We start from the raw sequence: 21,993 nt of genomic DNA, 5'->3' as shown, positions 1-21,993 counted from the left end.
ATCCATTTTATTTATTAGTTATGTCTCAATAAATTATCGTTAAATTTACCTGACTTTTTTACTTGTTCTTTGGCTGCTTGAACAAATATAATAATAATATTAAAGATTCCATCCCCCTTTATTGTAATACCTATTACGTAACCTCATGATCCGGTAAAATTTATCATTTTGGTACTTTATGAGCTTCATTTTTAGTCCTTTTTATTCAAATTTCTTCATAATGCATTTTTTTGAGGCATAATATTTGTGATATTTAGGGCGAATGAAATAGTGTTTATAAAGGTCTTCTATGCAAAATTTTTGTACTGAATATCCTCCAAAAACATTATTAATAAAAATGGAAAAATCTTCTTTTGAATTACGATGTCGAATCCATTACGACTTTTCCAAAGTCAGTTAAAACTAATTGAGTAATCAACTAAGCTGTCAATTCAAATAAGGGACAAAAAATTTTCTCTCATGTGACTGATGTGGCGAAGCTGTGCCCGGATTTTTTGATCCAATAAAACATCGCCCTGTAATTCAGCATTCAACACTCATAATTCATCATTCAGAATTAAACACTCAACACTCATAATTCATCATTCAACAATTCCCTAAATGTCCAAAACCCTTACAGATAAAACAATTTCCGGATTGAATTGGAGCTTTATTGGTAATAACCTGATGGCGGTTATTAACATCGTTGTAGGCATTATACTGGCACGTCTGCTTGCCCCTCAAGATTTTGGTCTTTTAGGAATGACCTATGTTTTTATCGGGCTAGCAGAACTTTTTGTTACACTTGGTATGGGATCTTCCGTTCAAAGAATAAAAGATCTCACGAAAGAGCATATAAGAGTTGCAACCACCATCACAGTCATTTCAAGCTTCGTTGTCTATGTTATATTTTGGTTCTCAGCACCTTATATCGCCGGATTTTATGAAGAGGAAAGGCTCGTATCCATTATACGAAGTCTATCATCTATATTTATTATTCAGGGATTTGTTACGGTTAGCTACGGTCAAATTAGAAGGGAACTTGATTTTAAATATATCCTAAAAATTGATTTTAGCTCTATGGTACTCGGGTATGGTCTCATAAGTTCAACTCTGGCTTTTCTTGATTTTGGTGTGTGGAGCCTAGTGTATGGCAGAATTGCATCTGCAGTTATATCTGCTATAATCATTATGCTGAAAATACCTCTAAATGTCCAACCTTTAATTAAAAAGCAAGAATTTAAAGATCTGGCTGGATTCGGTGGCGGTATTAGTTTAAGCAATCTAATTTTTTATGCATCCTCTAATGTGGATTTATTAATAATAGGTAAATTACTTAATTCTCACTTGTTGGGTGTATACACAAGAGCTCTTAATTTAATGAAGGAATCATTAACAAAAATTACGGGGGGAATTTACAATGTTCTCTTCCCTGCATTTGCTGCAGTTCAAGATGATCCGCAAAAATTGAAAGTGGCGTATCTCAGAACAATTAAGACTGTTTCATATTTTGTGTATCCAATACTTATATCAATGATAGTAACTGCCGAATACGTTATAAAAGGGCTTTACGGTGTAAAATGGGAAGGCGCGATAACATCATTTCAGATATTGGGTTTAGCAGGTATTCTAAGGACTTCTCTACCTTACTCCGGTGCTTTGGCTCAGGCGACTGGTAAAGTTTATGTGGAAGCTTTTCAACAGCTCATATATTTCCTAATATTAGGAGGCAGTGCATTATTTGCCGTTAAATTTGGAATTGAAGGGATTGCTTTATCAATTCTCATTGCTAGTTTATGGTTATTCGCAGCACAAAGCTGGCTTTCAATTAGAATCATAGCTTCCACGTGGAAGGAATTTTTCAAAGCCATGGTTCCTGGCTTGGCAAACTTAGTTCTAATGTTGGTCGTTAATTTATTGCTATTTTTTCTAGTTGAAACTTTTTTAAATAGTGATCACAACGAAATTAAACTTCTTATTGTTGTTTTTATAAATGCGATTGTGTTCCTTTCAGCACTAGTGTTTATGCCGGCTTCTATCAAGGGCGATACGTTTGAGTGGCTTTTGGAAAAATATAGAAAATTCATACCTATACCTTTTACAAAATTCTATTATAAATTTAATCAGGAGCAATCAGTTGAATTAAAAGTGTTAACTCCGGCATCAGATCAATCATTCTCTAAAGCTCGATTAACTGCGGTATTACCTATTAGAATTGACACTAAGTCAGTATCATCCGACCTTGATCGTGTAAGATTGCTATTATTACCTTCATTTGAAAAATTTTGGATAGACAAAGAAACACTTCAATTTCTAATAATAGTCCCGCCAGATGATAAAGAGTTGGTTGAAAAGTGTTGTAGAAAGGTTTGCAGATTTTCTATTCGCATAGTTACTGAAGATGAATTAATCCCTGATTTAACTGATGAGTCAGGATGGCACAAACAGCAGATTCTAAAATTAGTAGCGGCTAAGATTATTAACACAAGGTATTTTATTACGTTGGATTCAGATGTTGTGCTTATCAAACCAACTTCTTTTAATGATCTGTTCTCAAATGATAAACCTATTTTTCAGCAGGAAGCTGCATCAAAGCATTATGATTGGTGGCTTGCAAGCAAAAAAATATTAAAAGCGATGTTTCCATTGAAAAAAATGCAATGATGATTGGCGTTACACCCGAAATTTTATACAAAGATATTTGTATTGAACTTTTTAATGAAATTGCATCAAGAAATTTAGTAAATGAATCAGCTGAATTTTTATTATCGGTTTCATCATCTATTCCTTGGACTGAATATACGTTGTACTGGTTATACTTAACTGAAAAAGATCTTATTCATAAAACATATTCTTTTTCAAATTCCATTTTATACCACGGTTTTTGGACTAAAGAAGATTTTGGTGGAGATAGGAAAAGAAGTATAAGGTCAGTATTGCGTAAGTCAGATGCTAGGTTTTTAATTATTCAAAGTACTATACACATTTATCCTAAAAGAATAGCAGCATTAATATTTCATACTTCCAAATTCATTTCTTACTCTAAATACTATTTTCATTCGCTTATATTTTCAATTAAAAAATTATATCTTTTCTGGAGCGAAGATAAATTGAAACTTACATTTCAAATGAAATATCGAAGTAAATTCAAACCTAAATAATAATTTATTAATATTTGACTTATGAATTTTAATCTTTCATCCCTTAGAATAAAAGAAAAGCGTGATTTATATTTCTATATATTTTTGATTATTTCAATAATTGCTGGTATCATCATCAGGTTAAAGGGACTTGGTACCTGGCCTCTTGCTGTCGATGAATATTATATTGTAAAATCTTCTGAAAATATCATGAAATATGGCTTGCCTCAATGGGATGCAGGAGGTTATTATGTGAGGGCACTGCCGCAGCAATATTTGACGGCACTGCTTATTTTGATAGGATTAAAAGCCGAATTTGCATCAAGAATAATTCCTGTTCTTGCAAATCTCTTAGCTATTCCGGGGATATATTTATTGGGAAAAAAAGTATCGAGCCGGGCATTAGCCGCAGCTCTGGTTTTTGTTTTTTGTTTTTCTGTGTGGGAAACTGAGTTTGCACGTTTCGCAAGAATGTATACAATGTTTCAGACTATTTTTGTCTGGTACATATATTTCCTCTATAAATACATTTTCGAATTTAATGACAAGGCATTCAAGTGGCTGTGGATACTTAGTTTTTTCAGCATTTTCGTTTATGAGGGCTCAATATTCTTAGTTATTTTAAATTTCCTCCCGATCTTTTGGGATAGAGAGAAGCAGACTTTTAGTCCGTTTTCAATTCAATATCATAAGCAGTATTTGTCAAAGATCTTTGTGTGTTTAATAATTTTTATTTTTGCTTATATATTTCTCACATTCAATTTCCGAACTTTATTCCAGCATAATATTTTGCCGCCGGATGTTATAGATTATCAGAAATCACTAAAATCAACTGAGATACTTAGAACGCCAAATCTGCTAATTCAAAGTGCATTATCAAGCTCAACATGGCTTTTCCTGACAGTATTTCTTTTATTCATTAATCTTTTTATCTTTTATAAAATATTAAACCTGTCTAAGTCTATCCAATTCTTAACAGCTTCTGGTTTATTGCTGACTTTATCTTTTCTTAATCTACTGGGATTGTTTATTGTTTCTATATTAATATTCTTAATGCTTGGTTGGTTAGAATTAAATAATTTAAAAATTGTCGGAAAGAAAATCGAAGGTGGGGGTTGGCAGTTTTTTCCTTCTAGGGCTAGTAGATATTTAATTCTTGCAAGTATTATTAATCTGTTTTTCTGGGTCGTATTTGTACTCAAGACTAATACATGGCATCAATTTTATCCCCATGAACAAATATCAGGAGTGCTTTACGGTTTGAAATTAGTTTTCAAGGATTCACTTAACTACCCTTATTTTTATGAAACTTTTGTGCTTTTCCGCGAAACCATTCCGTTCGCAACTGCCATTTACATAATTTTAATTGGAGCTTTATTCCTCTACGTTATTAAAAATTATTACGTCGGCCATACGCTAAAAATTAGATTCCTTCTTTTTCTTTTACTGGTTCTTGTGTTGATGCAAAACATATTAAATCTAAATTATTTCGATACGCGTTATTTTTTCTTTTTGTACCCATTGATTATGCTTTTGGCCTTATTAGGTCTTAAAATTATTATTGGGGTTTTTCTTAAAAGAAAATATATAAATACAGTGGTTTTCAGTTTTGCAGTAGTCCCCATACTCATTGTTTCTGAAGATTTTGAATTAAAGCATCTTGTATACATTGATTCCAAAGAAATAAATTTCAGAACGAATCAAAATCTCCCGATGGTTATACATTACTATCCAAGGTGGGATAGTGAAACCCCTGCAGATTTGGTAGATAATGAATCGAGTGAAAGCGACATCATCATAACCAATGAGCAGCCCAGCGAGTATTATTTAAAAAGATTAGATTATATTTTTCGCGATTACCGAGGAATCGAATTCTCAGGAGAATCAGTATCTAATGGCACAAAGGAAAGATGGACAAACGCAAAGCTATTATATTGCTATTCGGATTTGAATACCTTAATTGATACGAGTGAACAGCGAGTTTGGTTATTATTAAACACCATGTGGAGAGTGAAAGAATTGGACTCAATGTTAATTAAGTATCAGAAGTTTTTATATAATAAAAGTATTGACGGGAAGACATTACTTTATAAAATTCCCGGTACTAAAAATTTAACTGAGAAATAGTCCTAAGAAATAATAACATTTAAATGAACCATTCGCATCCAAAAGTCTCAGTAATCATCCCTACGTATAATCGTGAGCATTTAATCCAAAAATCTATCTGGAGCGTACTTAATCAGTCTTATAAGAATATTGAGCTTATAATTGTAGATGATTCAGATGATAATACCGAAGACAAAGTAAACGAAATTAAGGATAATAGATTAATTTATATAAAGAACAGGCAGAGGATGGGTGTCTCCAAAGCAAGAAACATGGCTATTGAGATTTCCACGGGTGAGCTTATAGCCTTTCAGGATTCTGACGATGTATGGTATGATAATAAGCTTGAGAAGCAAGTTAATCTTCTTCTTGCATCTCCGCCCCAAGTTGCCGCTGTTTACTGCGGACAGGATTTTTATGATATTACTACTGGTGAAAAGACTGGGACTGAATTAACTGAAATTAATTTCAGGAAATCTTATACAGAAGGATTTCTTCAAACTCCAGCCACACAAACTGTACTAATTAAAAAAGTGTTTTAAATGAGGGTCGGTTATTTTGATGAACGACTTAGAGCTGCTGAAGATACTGAATTGGCCATTAGAGTTTCCAAGAAGTATGATTATGCATTTGTTAAAGAACCATTGATTAAGGTAGCAAGGAATCATGACTCGCTTATGGGAAACTCAGCAAATTATCTCTCTGCATATGAAATTATTTGCGAGAAACACAAAGATTTCCTAAGTAATAAAATATTATTTGGGTTATATAAAGTTCTTGCTAATTATTGGATTCTGAAGGGGGATTACAAAAAAGCAAAAGGGTATATAAAAAAATCTCTTGAACATAAACTCGAACTCAAAACCCTTGCTCAGTATAGTGCAATTATAATAGCTCCTTTTCTATTAAAATATACCTATAATAAAAAATATAAAAATGGAATTCCTCATCCGACCCAGCAAGGTAAAGTGGTTGAAGATAACAGTAAGGATTTTTGAGCGGATAAACATCTTAATACATTCAATAAGAACTTAATTGCAGTCTGCTAAATAAATGAGTTTGAATCCAAAAGTTACAGTCATAATTCCGGTTTTCAACCGGGAGAATCTAATACAAAGATCCATAAATAGCGTTCTGAAACAGACTTACAAAAACTTAGAATTGATTGTAGTTGATGATGCATCTACGGATAGAACAGCTCAAAAAATATCAGAAGTTAAAGATGATAGATTAAAATATATTGGAAATGAGGTAAACCTCGGCCCATCGCAATCAAGAAATAAGGGAATAGAAATATCTGACGGGGAGTTGATTGCATTTCAGGATTCAGATGATGAATGGCATATTGATAAGCTTGCGAAACAGGTTCAAATTCTAATAAAATCAAATTCAGATGTTGCGGCAGTTTACTGTAAAATGGAATTTGTTGATTCAAGCTCAGGTAAATTAATTGCCAAGGATAATATTAATGCAGTTGATTTCCGGAAGACATTTACCCATGGAACGTATTTCCTGACCCCGGCAAATGTAACTGTGCTCATAAAAAAAAGTGTTTTGAATGAAGTCGGTTATTTTGATGAAAGTCTTTTGCAATGGAAGATACCGAACTTGCAATTAGAGTTTCGAAAAATTATAATTACAGATTTATTGACGAGCCTTTGGTCAGAGTCACTCGAAATCACAATCAGTTAACTGAGAATGCAAAAAATTATATTGCTGCAAAGGAAATTTTATATAAAAAACATAAAAATTATCTGAGTACTGAATTATTATTTGAGATTTGTAAGGAAATTGCTAATTATTACATCTTAATTGGAAATATTGCAATTGCAAAAAATTATCTTAAAAAGTCTTTCTCACATGGCATGAATGTCAAGACGTTGCTTCAGTATATTTCAATAACGTTAGCACCTTCATTGCTAAAGTATTTGTATCATAAGAAATATTCTAAAGGGATTCCACATCCGAATAAAGAAGGTGAATTTATTCCTCAGAATAAATGAAATATCATAATGTACATTCAATGTAGAATTCGTAAAAAATTATGAATAACAATTCACCTCTGGTATCTTTTATTATACCTACTCATAATAGAGCAAATATTCTGAAAGAATGTCTGCAGAGTGTAGTCAGTCAGACTTATAAGAATATTGAGGTGATAGTTGTGAATGATCATTCGACTGATGACACTTTAAATATATTAGAAGAATATCAGAGTAATTATGGTTTTTTTAGATTCATAAATAATGATGGAAAGGGTGTAAGTGCTGCTCGAAATTTAGGAATTAGAATAGCAAAAGGTGATTATATTGCTTTTATGGACGACGATGATATTTGTGAATTATTTAGAATTGAAGAGCAAATGAAACCCATCATAGAGAGCGGTTTCAAGTTCAACTTTATTATATCGAGTTTTTCTGTATTTTCAAAAACCGGACAAACGATAAAGATTTATGATTATTTGCTTAAAACGAATTCAGTTGGGTATACTGTAAGATGGCTTGTTAAACGCGATTTATTGCTAGAGGCTGGGCTGTTCGACACATCACAGCCAAATCTTGAGGAAGTAGAATTATTTTTTAGGTTAAAAGGAAACGCTCAAATTTTTTTTAGTACAGTTCCGGTAGTAAAAGTTAGGGAATCCCAGGTATCGCTTACTAAAGATAATGAGAAGATGATTCAAGGAATTCTGAGATTATTGGAGCTTCATTCTGATAAAATGGGCTGGTATGAAAAGAATGCCTGGTTAATTCATTTGTGCAAAAAATATATAGAACAGGAACACTATGAAAACTTTAACCTTTACTACAAACAACTTGCCAAAGAGCATTTCCGATTGAATAGACTTGCATTACTGCTTAGTTATAAAATTAAAAGTCTGCTTCCTTCAATAATTTATGATAGAATTTACTCTAAATTTGAGGGTTTGATAAATGGCAAAAATAAAACTTATCCGGTATCAATTGGCTTATAATTTTCAAAATAAATAAATCTGAAAATCAATGTGTGGAATTGTTGGTATAGTAAATAAAGAACCTCAGAATAAAGAAAAACTTAAGCATCAGCTAAGCGAAATGCGTGATACAATGATTCATCGAGGTCCAGATGGATTTGGTTCATGGATTTCTGATGATAGTAAAGTTGGATTTGGCCATAGGAGACTTAGTATTATAGATCTAAGCGATGCCGGCAGGCAGCCGATGTCAAACACTGAGCAGACTATATGGATTACTTTTAATGGGGAAATATACAATCATCTTGAAATAAGGAAGGAGCTGGAAAATCTTGGCTACAAGTATCACTCTGGTACTGACACGGAGACTATTATCTACGCATATCAAGAGTGGGGAATAGCTTGCCTGAATAAATTTAACGGAATGTTCGCTATTGGTCTTTGGGATGATCGACAAAAATGTTTATATCTTATTCGTGATAGAGTTGGGATCAAACCACTTTATTATGTCGAAACGGGAAAGAGTCTTTTATTCGCATCAGAAATTAAAGCGTTTTTTAAGCATCCTGATGTAGTAAAGCAAATTTCGGAGGAAGGATTATATCATTATTTTTCGTTCGGTTCAACGCCTGCTCCGTATACTTTATTTAAGAATATATTTAAAGTGTCGGCCGGTCATTATTTAAAGATAACCAATAACAATAAACCACAAATAATTGAATGGTGGAATCCTCTATGGAACACGTCAAAGCAGCCTGTGCTAAAATCTGAAGATGAATATTCGGAATATCTGATAGACATATTAAGAGATTCTGTGAAGCTTAGAACCATGTCAGATGTTCCGTACGGCGCATTTCTAAGTGGTGGTCTTGATTCGAGTTTAATTACAGCTTTAATGACTGAGCAAACAGGGAAAAGTGTGGACACATACTCGATTGATGTAATCGGTGACAATCCTTATTCTGAGCAAAACTATGCACATATTGTTGCTAAAAAGTTTAATTCAAATCATTTTACAAGAACAATAAGCGATGAAAATTTTGAAGAATATTTTTTAAATAATTATTCGATTTTGGATGAACCACTTACAACTCAAGATTTTGTTGCGTTGAATCATCTCTCGAAATTAACAAGAGATAACAAAACTATTGTGGTACAGGTTGGAGAGGGCAGTGATGAATTGTTTTTGGGATATGAAGGATTAGATGATTTAATATATAGGTACTACACAAAACTGAATAGATTTTCTTCATTGCCGGCAATTGTTAAGAAACCGCTTACTTCTTTAGCATATTTATTAGATCCAGGTCGGCCAGATAACATTTATAATGCTGCTGAAGGGAGAGAATTTTATTGGACACTTGCACATGTATTTGGTGAAAAAGCCAAAAAAAAATTATTCCAAACCACCGAATTTAGTGGTTTAGATACTTACGGGATTTTAAAAACCATTACGATAAATTCTATAGTTTGAGCAATGGAAAGCAGTTAGATATTTCACATAAAATATTATACATTGAATTAAAGCATCGTTTGCCCGAACTATTGCTTTTACGGGTAGATAAAATTGGTATGGCAAATTCTATTGAACCACGAGTTCCATTTTTAGATTATCGGATTGTAGAACTTGCATTCAATATTCCCATTGAATTAAAAATTAATAATGGAATTCATAAGTATATTTTAAAAAGAACCGCCGAAAAAATATTACCACCAGAAATAATCTATCGTAAGAAAATGGGATTTTGCGATTCTACAGCTAAAATGTTTACACCAAAGCTTAAATTGTTTGCTGAAAGAATTATAACGTCCGAAACCCGGAAATTACCTCATCTATTTAATCAAGAATTTATTCAGCGTTCGTTAAGTGAGAATAGTGATGCGAGTAAAACATGGTCACTTTTAAATTTTGCGCTCTGGAATAAAACATGGTTTTGATAACTTATATCACTGCTTAAGGAAATAGAGTTGAGAGTTAAGCGATTTTTCAAAATTGAAAATTATAAATTTGGACTTGAAAAACTACTTTATACCTATAAAATAAAAAAACTGGAACATTTAAAAATTGAACCAATTAAAGTATCGTACATCTGGCCAATCAGCAGTGTTCAAAACTACAATGTAAACATTTTCCCAAATTTATCATGGTCGATTTTTGGTCACAGGGTTGATCTTGATAAAATTGAATGGCATAAAGATTATGTTTCTGAATTTGTCTATCCGAAAACCAGGGTTTATAAGCTCAAAATTGATCAGTGGTTTGATAAAGGCATCGATATTAAATTTCCTTGGGAACTTTCAAGATTTTACTTTGCAGTTAGTCTGGGGCAAAAATATTTAATAACAAAAGATGAAATTTATTATAATACTTTTAGGTCGCTTGTACTTGATTGGATTAATGAAAATCCGTTCCTCTATGGAGTTAATTGGTTATCCACAATGGAAGTCGCTATAAGATCAATTAATTGGATTGTTTCAATTAATCTTTTCTCCAATCTTGTAAAGAATGACGAGGATTTCCAAAAGACACTGTCCCAATCTCTTTTGCAGCATGCAGAATATATTCATTCATTCCCTGAAATTTATGAAAATGGTTTGACTACTAATCACACCACAGCAGGTTACTCTGGACTTCTTTTTTTAGGTCTTTCGCTAAAAGCTCATCCTAAATCTAAACTGTGGATTGATACTGCAATTAATGGATTGGAGAGATGCATACGGGAACAGATAGCTGAAGACGGAGTAGATTTTGAAGGTTCTATTCCTTATCACCGCTTAGTACTTGAAATGTTTGCGTATTCTGTCATCGTAGCTTCAGCCCAAAATATTAAATTATCGGGTGAGTTTTATGCTACGCTATTTAAAATGTTTGAGTATACTTCTGCTTATATTGATAAAAGTGGTAACGCCCCTCAAGTTGGGGATAATGACAGCGGAAGATTAATAGTTTTTAGTGTTGCAGATAATAATCCCTATATAAGTGAGCATGATCATTCATATTTACTTTCCTTGGGGGAACATTTATTTGATTACAAATTTCGAAGTCAAAGCTTAAATAGAGACAATATTATTCTTAATTATTTACCTCGAGTTGAAAAAGTAAACATTGATGAATTATTGATAATTCCAAGAAAAACAGACCATTCAATTAGCTTTAAGGAAAGCGGCTCATACTTTATAAAGAACACGAATTTTTCATTTTTGCTATCCTGTTTTCCAATTGGTCAAAATGGTAAAGGCGGGCATAATCATTTGGATGTCGGTAGTTTTACTTTATCAATAAATGGAAAGCCGGTTATTGTTGATCCTGGAACTTTTACCTATACTACTAATAAAAGTGTACGAGATAAATTTCGTTCCTACTCATATCACAACATGTTATATACTCCCGAGGATGAAAAAATCGATTGGAATGAAAATGATTTTTGGTCGTTAAGAAAATATCATGACTTTGCACTTGAAAAAATTAATTCCGAAGAAATCAAAGTAAATATTAATTCAATAGGAGATAAAATAAATCGTCGTAGAGAATTTAAATTGAAAGAAAATGTCTTAAGTGTTGAGGATTTTTACGAAGGATGTTTTTTTTCCAGAATCAATTTACATCCAGATGTGTTAATAATTGATCAACATAGGGACAAAATTGAATTTAATAATTTTGACCTGAATATTAATTATTCAGGTGGATATAAAATAGTGGATTATGATTATTCGCCATGTTATGGTAAAGTAATAAAATCAAAAAGTGTGATATTCACTTCAAATAAATTTTTAAAGTTGCTGCTGTATACAAAATTATGATATCAATAATTCTCGTACTGATTGGTATAGTCATTTATTTAAAGCTAAACAAGTTTTATCAGTTTACTGTATTATCTCTCTCAGCATTATTACCGTTCAGTTTTGGAAAATTTTTATCTGTTCCCAGCCTGTCATTTGTGGAATGGTTGACCATAGTTACATTTTTAATGCTAATTAATGAACTAGTTCCACTCCATTCGATTGAAAAAAGGATTAAAATAATCAAATTCAAAGGAATTGAGATATTTATTTTTGCGATTTTGATATTAATTACCTGGACTATAATCAGCTTTGTAAACTATGAAATGTTATATCAGCCAGTGATTAATACGTTAAGTAAGACTGGGACAAAAAGGTTATACTTTAATATTATTAATAATATAGTACTTTTTTTCACAATTATTATTTTTGCAGTCGTATATTATGAAAAATTAGATTTTAAGAAATTTTTTAAAATATTAGTGTATTTTTCAGTTTCAATAGGAATCCTAAGAATCTTTTCTTACTTTTTTTCATTTAGTATTCCATTACTTTACGGTACTTTTCGGTACGACCCTAACGCTATGACGAGTTATGGTGGAATAGCTTATAGGTTTGGTGGATTGGCTGAAGTAGTAACTTTCGGGGTACCAGCTTTATTTGCTTATTACGTTTTTGAAAAAAAAATGAAGTTTATTTCTCTAATGATTCTATTGCTTTGTGTGTTATTAAGTGGAGGAAGAACAACAATGGCAGGAGTATTTTTTTCTATTATTTTATTTTCAATTTTATTTCTCCCTAAGAATTTTATATATCTTGTCGTTACCTGTGGAATATTTTTTATTCTTTTTTCCCTATTCGCTCCCCAAAAAGTCTTAGAAGGACAATTTAATAGACTGACCACATTTAAGCTGGGTAATTTTATGGGACAGGATGCGTGGAGAGGATTAGCTTGGAAATATTATCTGGATAACTTCCAGAAAAATCCTGTATTTGGTAAAGGTATCGTAACATATCAAGGTTATATTTACTCTTCCGAAGAAGGTGAAAAAGAAGGCGCTAAAGACTTTACCAGCGCCATGTTATTTTCAGGTGGGCATGGATCGTATTTTAGTCTTTTAAGCACGTTTGGACTGGGGGGAATCACGTACTTTTTAATTATGATTATTGCCGGTATATTTTTGTCTATAAGAAAAATAAATCAACATATAAATTCTGATTCAAATAAAACTGCAATCGCAGTATTTTGTTTTATGCTTATTATAATTAAGTCTGTAGATTATATAACTGGTGGTGACGGGTTAGTTGATGCTACAATCTTATTCTATGCAACTGGATTAGTTGCCTCACTAACTGTTTTACAGCATAGAAAAGACTTATCATGAATATACTATTTTGGGGGAATCATTATTGGGATTCTCCTTGGTTCAGAAAGCAGCAGTTTGCTAAACGATTATCAGATAGAGGTCATATGGTGTTTTATGTTGAGGATAGTGACTCTATTATAAGAAGGAAAAAGAATGATAGAAATTTACCCTTCAAAACTACAATAAGAAAAGAAAATGATAATTTATACATTATTACACCATCCGCCATATTTCCTTTTCCATTAAATAATTTTACTAGGTCTTTGTATAATCTAAAAATTATAAATGATTCCAAACGATTTTTGAAGCAACTTAATATTTCCGATTTCATTTTTTGGTTTACAAGGCCGGAGCACGGTACATTTTTAACCAGACTTAATAATATTAGAGTATTTGATCTTTGCGATGACATTCCTGGTTATTCCCTTTTGGTAGGTAATAGAAAAAGATATTCAAAACATATGAAATACTTGCAAAAGTCCTTGAAATTCACAGATGTTCCTATTGTGTCCGCACTAAAAATAAAGGAGAAATATCAGCCATTAACAAATAATGAAATGATTGTGATTCCAAACGGACATAGCATCAATCTTGCTAACAAGCTGCAATTAAATGTCCCGGAAGACATGCTAAATATAAAAACGCCAATTGTTGGATTCATCGGCACATTGTTTAAATTTATTGATGAGAGCTTATTAGAGTATATAATTTCTAAAAGACCTCATTATAATTTTGTGTTCGTTGGTGGTATTGAAGGATATTTCCCAATAGACAGGCTCAAGAAGTATCCTAATGTGTATTTATTAGGCAGAAAACCGCAAAAAGAAATTTCCTCATATATATATGCGTTTGATGTTTGCATTAACACATTTAAAATTCATGATGTGAATGATTCCGTAAATCCGGTAAAAGTTTATGAATACTTGGCGCATAAAAAACATGTAATATCTACGAAAATGTATTCATTGATGAAAGAAAATATTGCAAATTATATAACATTTGCCGGGAATTACGAAGATTTTCTCACAAAATTAGATGAAAAGTTTAAAAAAGATTTAATTAATAATGTACCGGATGAATTATTGAACAGCTACCACTGGGATAACTTGTTTGTGAAATTGATTGAGCGTCTTAAAATGGTCCATAATCTAGAACTCTAGCTTCATTTTCTAAAATCAATAAAAAACTACCGGTATTAAGCTAACATCTTTATCTTATTAATTTACTTTTTTATTCTATTCCTTTTTTTCTAGCGAAAGAAACTATCCCTCCATAAACCATGAAAAATAATTTGATTTTTGTTCAATGGGATGCCTACTATGGCGGATTAGAAAAAATATCCCAATTGTATGAAAAAATATTCACGAGCTACAATCCTCTTGTTGCGATATTAAGACAGACTAAAAGCGGTTTTAAATACAATAATAGTTATGTCTTTAAGGAAAAGAATAAATTATCCTTTATCTTTAATTATTTCCGATTTGTAAAGAATAAAAAGGACAGTATTTTTCATATTCAATATGCAGGAAGTACAATTCTACTAGTAACATTTTTAGCTGGGGCACGAAAAATTCTTTTCCATTTCCATGGCACAAAATTTTCAAATAAAATATTAAATAAATTGATCTGGAAATTGCTTGAAAAAAAAGTAGTTATCATTGCTAATTCATTACACACGAAAGAAGTCATAAAGAAGAAACTTAATCTTCAGAATCAAATTACTGTAATCCCAAACCTGATTGACACTAAAGCGTTAAAATATATAGATCGAGTTTATAAAAAGGGAGACAAATTTACTGTTCTGTATACCGGCAGATTTGATAAAGGGAAAAATATTGATTTGATAGTAGAGGTCGCAAAAACATTAAATTATGATAATGAAATAGGTTTTTTATTGGTTGGTGATGGCCCTGAAAAAGAAACTATTAATAGAAAAATTAACGAAAATAATTTAGGGTCCGCTGTTAAAATATTAATGTATACAGATGAAATAATGAAATTTTATTATTCAAGCAATCTTTTCATTTTTACATCACTTCATGAATCGTTCGGAAATGTAATAGCCGAGGCAATTCTCACTGGTCTCCCAGTTTTGAGTAATAAGCTTCCTGCATTGACCGAATTCGTTAATGATGATTTCTTCTTTTTCGATAAGCAAGATCCCAAATTAATTGCTGTTAAAATAAAAGAAATAAAATACAATTACCCAATGGCAACTATGAGGTTAAATAAAGTTAATACAAACTTAAGGGCGTATTTGGATAACGAAAAAATCGTTTCTACATTAAGTTCACTTTATAATAACTTGAATAATTAGTATGAAACTGAATGCTGTGCCAGTTATTTATTACCATTCGGTAAAATATAAACGAAAGGATAATTGGGTACATCCCTATGTCACAATGCTTTTAGAGAAATTTGTAAAGCATATTCAACTTTTTAAAACTCTCGGATTAAAAACTTTTTTTATGGATGATTTATATTATCATTTAAAAGGAGAAACAAAACTCCCGTTCAAATCTTTATTAATTCATTTTGATGATGGTTATTTAGATAACTTTATATTTGCTTACCCTTTGTTAAAAAGATACAATCTAAAAGCAACTATTTGGGTCAATCCGGACTTTATTGATGACACCGATAACAGAGTAAGACCAACTTTAGAAGACTACTGGGCAGGCAAAATCAAGCTAGATGAGTTGAATCAGTATGATGGCTTTATTAATTGGGAAGAGATGCGATTAATGGAGAAATCTGGAGTAATAGACTTCCAATCGCATACTTTAACTCACACCCAATATTCTGTCTCTGATAAAATTATAGATTTTGTGTCGCCTGACACTAAAATTGACTGGCTCCATTGGAATTTGTTTCCAGAGGATAAACCCAATTTTTTCACTAATCCGCGAAATAAAATTCCTTTGGGATATCCTATTTATGAATCACAAAAAGGTAATGTTGCAATTAAGTATGAAGAAAATGGTGGACTAACTAATGAGATTATTAATTATGTGAGCCAGAACGGTAGTGAGAATTTTTTTAAAAAAAGTAATTGGCAGGATGAGCTTTTCTCACTAGCTGATGAACTGAAAATGAAATGCAATAATCTCTATAAAAAGGAAAGAAAAGAAGAATATTTATTAAGAATCGGGAAAGAACTTTCAGACTCCAAGCTTAAGATTGAAAATGAATTGAGCAAAAAAGTTAATCATATATGTTGGCCATATGGTGCGTGGAATGATGTAACAGAAAAACTCGCCTTGGAACATGGTTACATAACCAGCAGTATTAGGGGAGATAAAAATATTTTCAAAAAAGAAAAATTCTGGAGAGTTGATAGAATAGCTTTAGATAATCCCAAATATCAAAATGAATTATTCTACTTTTATGCTATTTACAAATTACTTGGTTATAAGCTTTGAGCTTCGTAAAATATTACTAAAAACAATTTTATGATTAGTCGATGATAAAAGAAGTAATCAAGAATATTTTTGAAAAATTACTTTATATAAAAGCCGAGATCACTTGGAAGAGGCACATAAATAAAGTTTATAGACATCTTGGAATAAAAAACTCCGATTTGGATACTGATTTGATAACTAAGCACCAGCAATATTGGGGACAGCTAAAGAGAAAGGTGAATCCTAAATGGTTTCGTGTTTACAGCCATATAACAGAGAATTTCGACATCCATTACGTCCCGGAAAATATATACTTTAATATTATTGAGGAAAAATTAAATAACAGAAAACATGCATTAGCTTTTGGAGATAAAAATTTTTATGAAGTTTTTTACGATAACAAGGATATTTTCCCGGAATCAATAATTAGGAATATTGATGGAGTTTTTTATGATCACGCTTATAATTTATTAACTCTTGATGATAATCGGTTAAAACAATACTTGAGTAAGTATCAAAAAATTTTGATTAAGCCATCTGCTGATTCGGGAGGAGGAAAAAAAATTCAATTATTCTTCAATAAAAACAATAATTTTACTGATAATCAAAATCATAACTTGACAGTAGATTATTTGCACATACATTATAAAGATAACTATGTAATTCAAAATTATATTCGACAAAGTGAGTTCCTTGCACAATTTAATTCCAGTTCAGTCAATACAATTAGAATATTTACCTATAGGTCTGTCGTAACGGATGAAGTTATTCCTTTGCATGCGGTTTTAAGAATAGGCAAGGAAGGCAATTATATCGATGATCAAAATGTTGGTGGTGTAGCTTGCAGAATTAACGAGGACTCAACATTAAATGATTTTGCTACAAACTATTTTGGAGAAAAATTCTTTGAATTCAATAGGATAGTTTTTTCTCAGGTTAAAACATTTCCTTTATTGAAGGAAATGAAGCAACTAACTATCCAGCTTGCCAGAAAAAATATTCATTCAAGAGTTATGGGATTTGATTTTACAATAAATTTTGAAAATAATATTAAATTGATTGAGATAAATCATCTTTGGACAGGAATAAATTTCTTTCAAATGAACGGTTCGACTGTCTTTGGAAAATACACTGATGAAGTTATTGAGTTTTGTTCAAGTAATAAAAAAGGGCTCAATTAGGAATTTTGTGGACCCAATAAATATTACTATATGGATTTTAAAGCAATAGAGTATTCTATGAGTTTGTAAATGTTAAGAAAATATACTGCAAAATATTTTGGATATCCCTTACAGGATTATGTAAAAAAGACGAGCATTCTTGAAACTTTAAAATTTTTACGGGAAAGCCAATATTGGGAAGAATCTAGAATTCAAGATTACCGTTTGGAGAAATTAAAGAAACTAATTTCATATTCATATAATAATGTTCCATACTACGAAAAGTTATTTAATACTATTAAATTAAAACCATCTGATATCAAATCATTAAAAGATATTAATAAAATACCAATTCTTACAAAGGAGATAGTCAGAAAAGAAAATATGAATTTGGTTGCTAGAAATCATAGTATGAAATATGTTAAAAAGGGTAAAACCGGGGGTACAACCGGTGCCCCAATTATAGTTCTCTTAGATGTGTATAATAGATCATTTACATGGGCGTCCTATTACAGATGGTATGAGTGGATAGGTGTAAATTATTATGATAAAACTGTCACTTTTTGGGGTGAAAGAACGGTTTTGACTAAACCTTTAAAAAATATATTTATCGATTTGACAAAAAACCTATTGCAAAATCATCTGCTAATCAATTCGTTCAATATGAGTAAAGAGGATTTGTCACAGATTTATAAGAAGTTAATTAAGTATAAACCAGTTGTTCTCAAAGGCTACTTATCTGCACTATTGGACTTCTCAAGTTACATTGAATCCAATTCATTAATAGGACTTAGACCTAAAGTCTTATCTAGTACCTCAGAGACTCTACTACCACATCATAGAAAATACTTAGAAAAAACATTTAATGCCCCTATTTATAACCAATATGGATGTGGAGAGGTTACAGCTATAGCTTACGAATGTCCACATAATAATGGATTACATATCAATCTAGAACACGTAATAATTGAAATTTTAAATGACAATAATACGGCTGCAAATCAAGAAATGGGGAGAGTTATTGCGACTGATTTAGATAACTTAGTAATGCCATTCATCAGATATGAAAACGGAGACATGGCTACATTTTCATCAATTAAGTGTGCATGTGGTATTAATCAACCTTTGCTGGAATCAGTTGATGGTCGTACTATTGATACTATTGCTTTAAAAAATGGAAGTAAAGTTCATGGTGTGTTTTTTACCGATATCCTATATGAACTAAATGTTCTGACTGATAAAATTCAACGTTTTCAGGTTTGTCAAGAAAAAGTAGGAGAAATAGAATTAAGACTCGAAAGTGCAAGTGGCATTGATAATTCGATAAGAAATGTTCTTCACAGCACATTAATGAAATTCTTTGAAAAGGTAGAGATTATCACGTTAAATAAATTAGAAAATGAGAATAATGGAAAATTCAAATACATTAAATCAATAAATTTATAAGATCTTAATTGAGCACTCATTTATTTTAAATTTTACTATTCTTTTTTAGATCTTTATACGTAAGAGCAAAATATTACCAAATTGAAAGTTTTACATATAGCTGCTGGATTGTCTTCAAAAGAGCGACCACATCATCAACCTTTTATCAAATCACAAATTGATTCACTGAAAAAAGAAGGAGTTGATTGTAGAGTTTATGAAATTAAAAGTTACAATTCGAAACTAGAATATTTTAAATCTATACAAGTGATTAGGAATCTCATTACAGAAAATAATTACGACATATTACATGCCCATTACAGTTATTGTGGCTTCTCAACATATTTTGCTTCTTCAAATAAACCTATTGTTCTCTCATTCATGGGGAGCGATTTATTAGGTACGCCCAATATTCAAGGCGTTTTAACAACTAGAGGTAAAATTGATAAATTCATATCATCTTTTGTTGCAAAAAGGATGAATCACTTAATAGTAAAATCAGAACAAATGAAAAATTTATTGCCTATTCAAGTACCAATATCCGTTATTCCTAATGGTATCGATTTCGATATCTTTAAACCAATCGATAGGAATAAAAGTAGAAAAATTTTAGGTTTTAAAGAAAATGATTTCATTGTTTTATTTTTAGGTAATGTAAAGCAACCAGTCAAAAATTTTAATCTAACAAAAAAGGCAGTTGAATCATTCAAAAAGGAAAATGATGGTGTAAAATTGATAACACCATTTGGAATAAGCCAACATCAAGTTGTTGAATATATGAATACATCAGACGTGCTGATGTTGTCTTCATTTTGGGAAGGATCTCCAAACGTGATTAAGGAGGCAATGGCATGTAATCTTCCAATAATTTCTACAAAAGTGGGTGATGTAGAAACGGTTATGCAAGATGCATACAACTGCTTTACTGTGGACTTTTCCGAAGGAGAAATTATTGACAAGTTAAGAATCATTTATGAGAGTAAAAAAAGAAGTAATGGTCGGGAAAAAATAGATCATTTAAGAAATGAAGTTATTGCTCAAAAAATAATAGAAGTATATAAATCAGTATTAAGTACAAAGTGAATAATGACAGAAAACATAATTCGATGAGAAACAATAAAATATGCATGGTTGCCTACGCTGAATACTTTAATGATGCAAGAATAAAAGGTTATGTTAATTCTCTTTTGAAGGAAGGATATTCTGTCCACATTTTTTGCTTATTCGATAAATATTCTAACTTCTTTAGTAAAAACAATCTATTTATTAAATTTTTAGGGCGAAAATATCAAGGGAAAAGTAAAAAATTGTATTTGTTTTCTTATCTGTTTTTTCTATTAAAAGCTTTTTTTTACTTAAGCATTTATAATATCAAGAATAGATATCCCGTCATCCATGTTCACAATCAACCGGATTTCCTTGTTTTTAGCGCTATTATTCCAAAGTTAATGGGAGTCAAATAATTCTTGATTTACATGATATTATGATGGCAGGTGTTTTTACTAAGTTTAATTCATCGCAAGAAAGTACACTTTTAAGCTCATGAAATTACAAACCAAAATTTCAGTAGCTTTTTGTGATGTTTTATTTTGTGCCGATCATTCACAGCAAGAGTTTCTATTAAGTAACGGAATTACCAAGGATAAATTTTTTGTCTTTTGAATTTACCAAATGAAGAGTTTTTCAAAAGGAGGAAGAACAAGGAAGATTCAAATAATGCAATTAAAATTGTAAATCACGGAACAATATCATACCGACTTGGTTTAGACATTTTGGTTAAAGCTATCGAAAATGCTTCAAAGAATATCAATGTAACACTGACCTTAATTGGAGGCGGAGAACAAAAACCAGAATTAATAGATTATTGTAAAAAGCAGGGCATTTTGAACAAAATAGTTTTTTTTAAGGATTTTATTCCGGTTGAACAATTGCAAGCTGAAATTGAGAATTTTGATATCGGCGTAATTAGTATGCGCAGTAATCCTGTTTATGAAAGGTGTATGTTGCCGGTCAAATTATTGGAGTATGTTTATATAGGGATTCCCGTTATTACCTCTGATTTATATGGTATTCGAAAATATTTCTCTGATGACATGGTTGAATATGTTTCTCCTGATGATATTAATGAGCTAGCAAATAAAATTATCACCCTGTCGAAAAATTCTAAAAGAAAAACTGAATTAATAAATAATTCATTTAAATTTTTCGAAAAATATAATTGGAATAGGCAAGAAAAAAAATATTTAGAAATTATGAATGATATAATTGATCGTGACTAATATAGTTCAACTATTTCTTTTTATAGAAAAGATGGAAAAAATAACTATTACTGAATATCTTTATAAGATATCATATAATAAAAATTTTTATAACTAAACAAAGCTCACTGTTCTTAGGTAATGAATACAAGTATCTGATTACTTTAAAGACATTGAAAAAAATATGTTAATTTTCACCAAATAATAATCCACAATTATTAATCTAAAACTCAATAATCAGCGGGTATATCTTGAAAAAGCTTATCTTTCTAATATTAGTTGCATTCCTATTTTTTTTCTTAATAGGAAAATTCTTCAATCTTGAATTCTTTCAGATCGTAGTTCTTCTATGGTTACCGATTTTTATTTTATTGTTGATATGGTTTTACTGGTTTAGAAACATCTTTTTTTTCAGAGATCCGAA

The 21,993-nt window shown here is 31.1% G+C and carries 20 protein-coding genes; all 20 read left to right on the top strand.

Translation table 11 applies throughout. The features are described from left to right. Positions 1–600 precede the first annotated feature (600 nt). The 20 genes from IPM51_00190 to IPM51_00095 all read left to right on the top strand — a co-directional run bounded on the left by IPM51_00190 (position 601) and on the right by IPM51_00095 (position 21,590). Positions 601–2,643 carry a lipopolysaccharide biosynthesis protein gene (locus IPM51_00190; protein MBK9282726.1) on the top strand — a complete coding sequence of 681 codons (2,043 nt, stop codon included), beginning with the start codon at positions 601–603 and terminating at the stop codon, positions 2,641–2,643. After that, positions 2,640–3,140, top strand: a complete 501-nt coding sequence (locus IPM51_00185; GenBank protein MBK9282725.1) for a hypothetical protein — start codon at positions 2,640–2,642, stop codon at positions 3,138–3,140. The genes IPM51_00190 and IPM51_00185 overlap by 4 nt, the downstream gene beginning before the upstream one ends. Positions 3,141–3,161: 21 nt before the next feature. Next, the gene (locus tag IPM51_00180; protein ID MBK9282724.1) at positions 3,162–5,246 is read left to right on the top strand and encodes a hypothetical protein; all 2,085 of its coding nucleotides are present in this window, start codon (positions 3,162–3,164) and stop codon (positions 5,244–5,246) included. A 23-nt stretch (positions 5,247–5,269) separates the two neighbouring features. Continuing rightward, positions 5,270–5,767: a glycosyltransferase family 2 protein gene (locus IPM51_00175; protein MBK9282723.1), complete on the top strand. Its 498-nt coding sequence runs from the start codon at positions 5,270–5,272 to the stop codon at positions 5,765–5,767. Then, positions 5,768–6,223, top strand: a complete 456-nt coding sequence (locus tag IPM51_00170) for a hypothetical protein (protein ID MBK9282722.1) — start codon at positions 5,768–5,770, stop codon at positions 6,221–6,223. A 61-nt stretch (positions 6,224–6,284) separates the two neighbouring features. Further along, positions 6,285–6,917, top strand: a complete 633-nt coding sequence (locus IPM51_00165; protein ID MBK9282721.1) for a glycosyltransferase family 2 protein — start codon at positions 6,285–6,287, stop codon at positions 6,915–6,917. Continuing rightward, complete coding sequence (locus IPM51_00160) at positions 6,818–7,228, top strand: hypothetical protein (GenBank protein MBK9282720.1); 411 nt, start codon at positions 6,818–6,820, stop codon at positions 7,226–7,228. Before IPM51_00165 ends, IPM51_00160 begins: the two co-directional genes overlap by 100 nt. A 41-nt stretch (positions 7,229–7,269) precedes the next feature. Next, positions 7,270–8,199 carry a glycosyltransferase family 2 protein gene (locus IPM51_00155; protein MBK9282719.1) on the top strand — a complete coding sequence of 310 codons (930 nt, stop codon included), beginning with the start codon at positions 7,270–7,272 and terminating at the stop codon, positions 8,197–8,199. Positions 8,200–8,227: 28 nt separating this feature from the next. Next, on the top strand, positions 8,228–9,652 hold the full coding sequence (gene asnB, locus IPM51_00150; GenBank protein ID MBK9282718.1) for an asparagine synthase (glutamine-hydrolyzing): 1,425 nt from the start codon (positions 8,228–8,230) through the stop codon (positions 9,650–9,652). Further along, entirely contained in the window at positions 9,649–10,116 is a 468-nt protein-coding gene (locus tag IPM51_00145) for an asparagine synthase C-terminal domain-containing protein (protein MBK9282717.1), read from the top strand. Before asnB ends, IPM51_00145 begins: the two co-directional genes overlap by 4 nt. Before the next feature lie 30 nt (positions 10,117–10,146). After that, positions 10,147–11,979, top strand: a complete 1,833-nt coding sequence (locus tag IPM51_00140; GenBank protein MBK9282716.1) for a heparinase II/III family protein — start codon at positions 10,147–10,149, stop codon at positions 11,977–11,979. Next, on the top strand, positions 11,976–13,343 hold the full coding sequence (locus IPM51_00135; GenBank protein ID MBK9282715.1) for an O-antigen ligase family protein: 1,368 nt from the start codon (positions 11,976–11,978) through the stop codon (positions 13,341–13,343). The genes IPM51_00140 and IPM51_00135 overlap by 4 nt, the downstream gene beginning before the upstream one ends. Further along, a complete protein-coding gene (locus IPM51_00130) occupies positions 13,340–14,485 on the top strand; it encodes a hypothetical protein (protein MBK9282714.1) in 1,146 nt (381 codons plus the stop codon). Before IPM51_00135 ends, IPM51_00130 begins: the two co-directional genes overlap by 4 nt. A 119-nt stretch (positions 14,486–14,604) precedes the next feature. Next, positions 14,605–15,642, top strand: a complete 1,038-nt coding sequence (locus tag IPM51_00125; protein MBK9282713.1) for a glycosyltransferase — start codon at positions 14,605–14,607, stop codon at positions 15,640–15,642. Positions 15,643–15,793: 151 nt separating this feature from the next. Continuing rightward, entirely contained in the window at positions 15,794–16,747 is a 954-nt protein-coding gene (locus tag IPM51_00120) for a polysaccharide deacetylase family protein (GenBank protein ID MBK9282712.1), read from the top strand. 41 nt (positions 16,748–16,788) lie between these two features. Further along, positions 16,789–17,907 (top strand): hypothetical protein, encoded by a 1,119-nt coding sequence (locus IPM51_00115; protein MBK9282711.1) that lies wholly within the window; start codon positions 16,789–16,791, stop codon positions 17,905–17,907. Between the two features lie 69 nt (positions 17,908–17,976). Then, entirely contained in the window at positions 17,977–19,332 is a 1,356-nt protein-coding gene (locus IPM51_00110; GenBank protein ID MBK9282710.1) for a phenylacetate--CoA ligase family protein, read from the top strand. 81 nt (positions 19,333–19,413) lie between these two features. Further along, positions 19,414–20,394: a glycosyltransferase gene (locus tag IPM51_00105; GenBank protein MBK9282709.1), complete on the top strand. Its 981-nt coding sequence runs from the start codon at positions 19,414–19,416 to the stop codon at positions 20,392–20,394. 23 nt (positions 20,395–20,417) lie between these two features. Beyond that, complete coding sequence (locus IPM51_00100; protein MBK9282708.1) at positions 20,418–20,774, top strand: hypothetical protein; 357 nt, start codon at positions 20,418–20,420, stop codon at positions 20,772–20,774. A 195-nt stretch (positions 20,775–20,969) separates the two neighbouring features. Then, the gene (locus tag IPM51_00095) at positions 20,970–21,590 is read left to right on the top strand and encodes a glycosyltransferase (GenBank protein MBK9282707.1); all 621 of its coding nucleotides are present in this window, start codon (positions 20,970–20,972) and stop codon (positions 21,588–21,590) included. Positions 21,591–21,993: the final 403 nt, after the last annotated feature.

This window comes from Sphingobacteriaceae bacterium, from assembly GCA_016715905.1.
Lineage (GTDB): Bacteria > Bacteroidota > Bacteroidia > B-17B0 > Aurantibacillaceae > Aurantibacillus.
The sequence above is the reverse complement of the archived record's forward strand: the minus strand, read 5'-3'. Positions and strand labels throughout refer to the sequence as shown.

What these genes read in the sequence shown, in the direction of transcription:
- IPM51_00190 (MBK9282726.1), top strand. Translation starts at nt 601, where the DNA reads ATGTCCAAAACCCTTACAGATAAAACAATTTCCGGATTGAATTGGAGC.
- IPM51_00185 (MBK9282725.1), top strand. Translation starts at nt 2,640, where the DNA reads ATGATGATTGGCGTTACACCCGAAATTTTATACAAAGATATTTGTATT.
- IPM51_00180 (MBK9282724.1), top strand. Translation starts at nt 3,162, where the DNA reads ATGAATTTTAATCTTTCATCCCTTAGAATAAAAGAAAAGCGTGATTTA.
- IPM51_00175 (MBK9282723.1), top strand. Translation starts at nt 5,270, where the DNA reads ATGAACCATTCGCATCCAAAAGTCTCAGTAATCATCCCTACGTATAAT.
- IPM51_00170 (MBK9282722.1), top strand. Translation starts at nt 5,768, where the DNA reads ATGAGGGTCGGTTATTTTGATGAACGACTTAGAGCTGCTGAAGATACT.
- IPM51_00160 (MBK9282720.1), top strand. Translation starts at nt 6,818, where the DNA reads ATGGAAGATACCGAACTTGCAATTAGAGTTTCGAAAAATTATAATTAC.
- IPM51_00155 (MBK9282719.1), top strand. Translation starts at nt 7,270, where the DNA reads ATGAATAACAATTCACCTCTGGTATCTTTTATTATACCTACTCATAAT.
- asnB (MBK9282718.1), top strand. Translation starts at nt 8,228, where the DNA reads ATGTGTGGAATTGTTGGTATAGTAAATAAAGAACCTCAGAATAAAGAA.
- IPM51_00135 (MBK9282715.1), top strand. Translation starts at nt 11,976, where the DNA reads ATGATATCAATAATTCTCGTACTGATTGGTATAGTCATTTATTTAAAG.
- IPM51_00130 (MBK9282714.1), top strand. Translation starts at nt 13,340, where the DNA reads ATGAATATACTATTTTGGGGGAATCATTATTGGGATTCTCCTTGGTTC.
- IPM51_00125 (MBK9282713.1), top strand. Translation starts at nt 14,605, where the DNA reads ATGAAAAATAATTTGATTTTTGTTCAATGGGATGCCTACTATGGCGGA.
- IPM51_00120 (MBK9282712.1), top strand. Translation starts at nt 15,794, where the DNA reads ATGGATGATTTATATTATCATTTAAAAGGAGAAACAAAACTCCCGTTC.
- IPM51_00115 (MBK9282711.1), top strand. Translation starts at nt 16,789, where the DNA reads ATGATAAAAGAAGTAATCAAGAATATTTTTGAAAAATTACTTTATATA.
- IPM51_00110 (MBK9282710.1), top strand. Translation starts at nt 17,977, where the DNA reads ATGTTAAGAAAATATACTGCAAAATATTTTGGATATCCCTTACAGGAT.
- IPM51_00100 (MBK9282708.1), top strand. Translation starts at nt 20,418, where the DNA reads ATGAGAAACAATAAAATATGCATGGTTGCCTACGCTGAATACTTTAAT.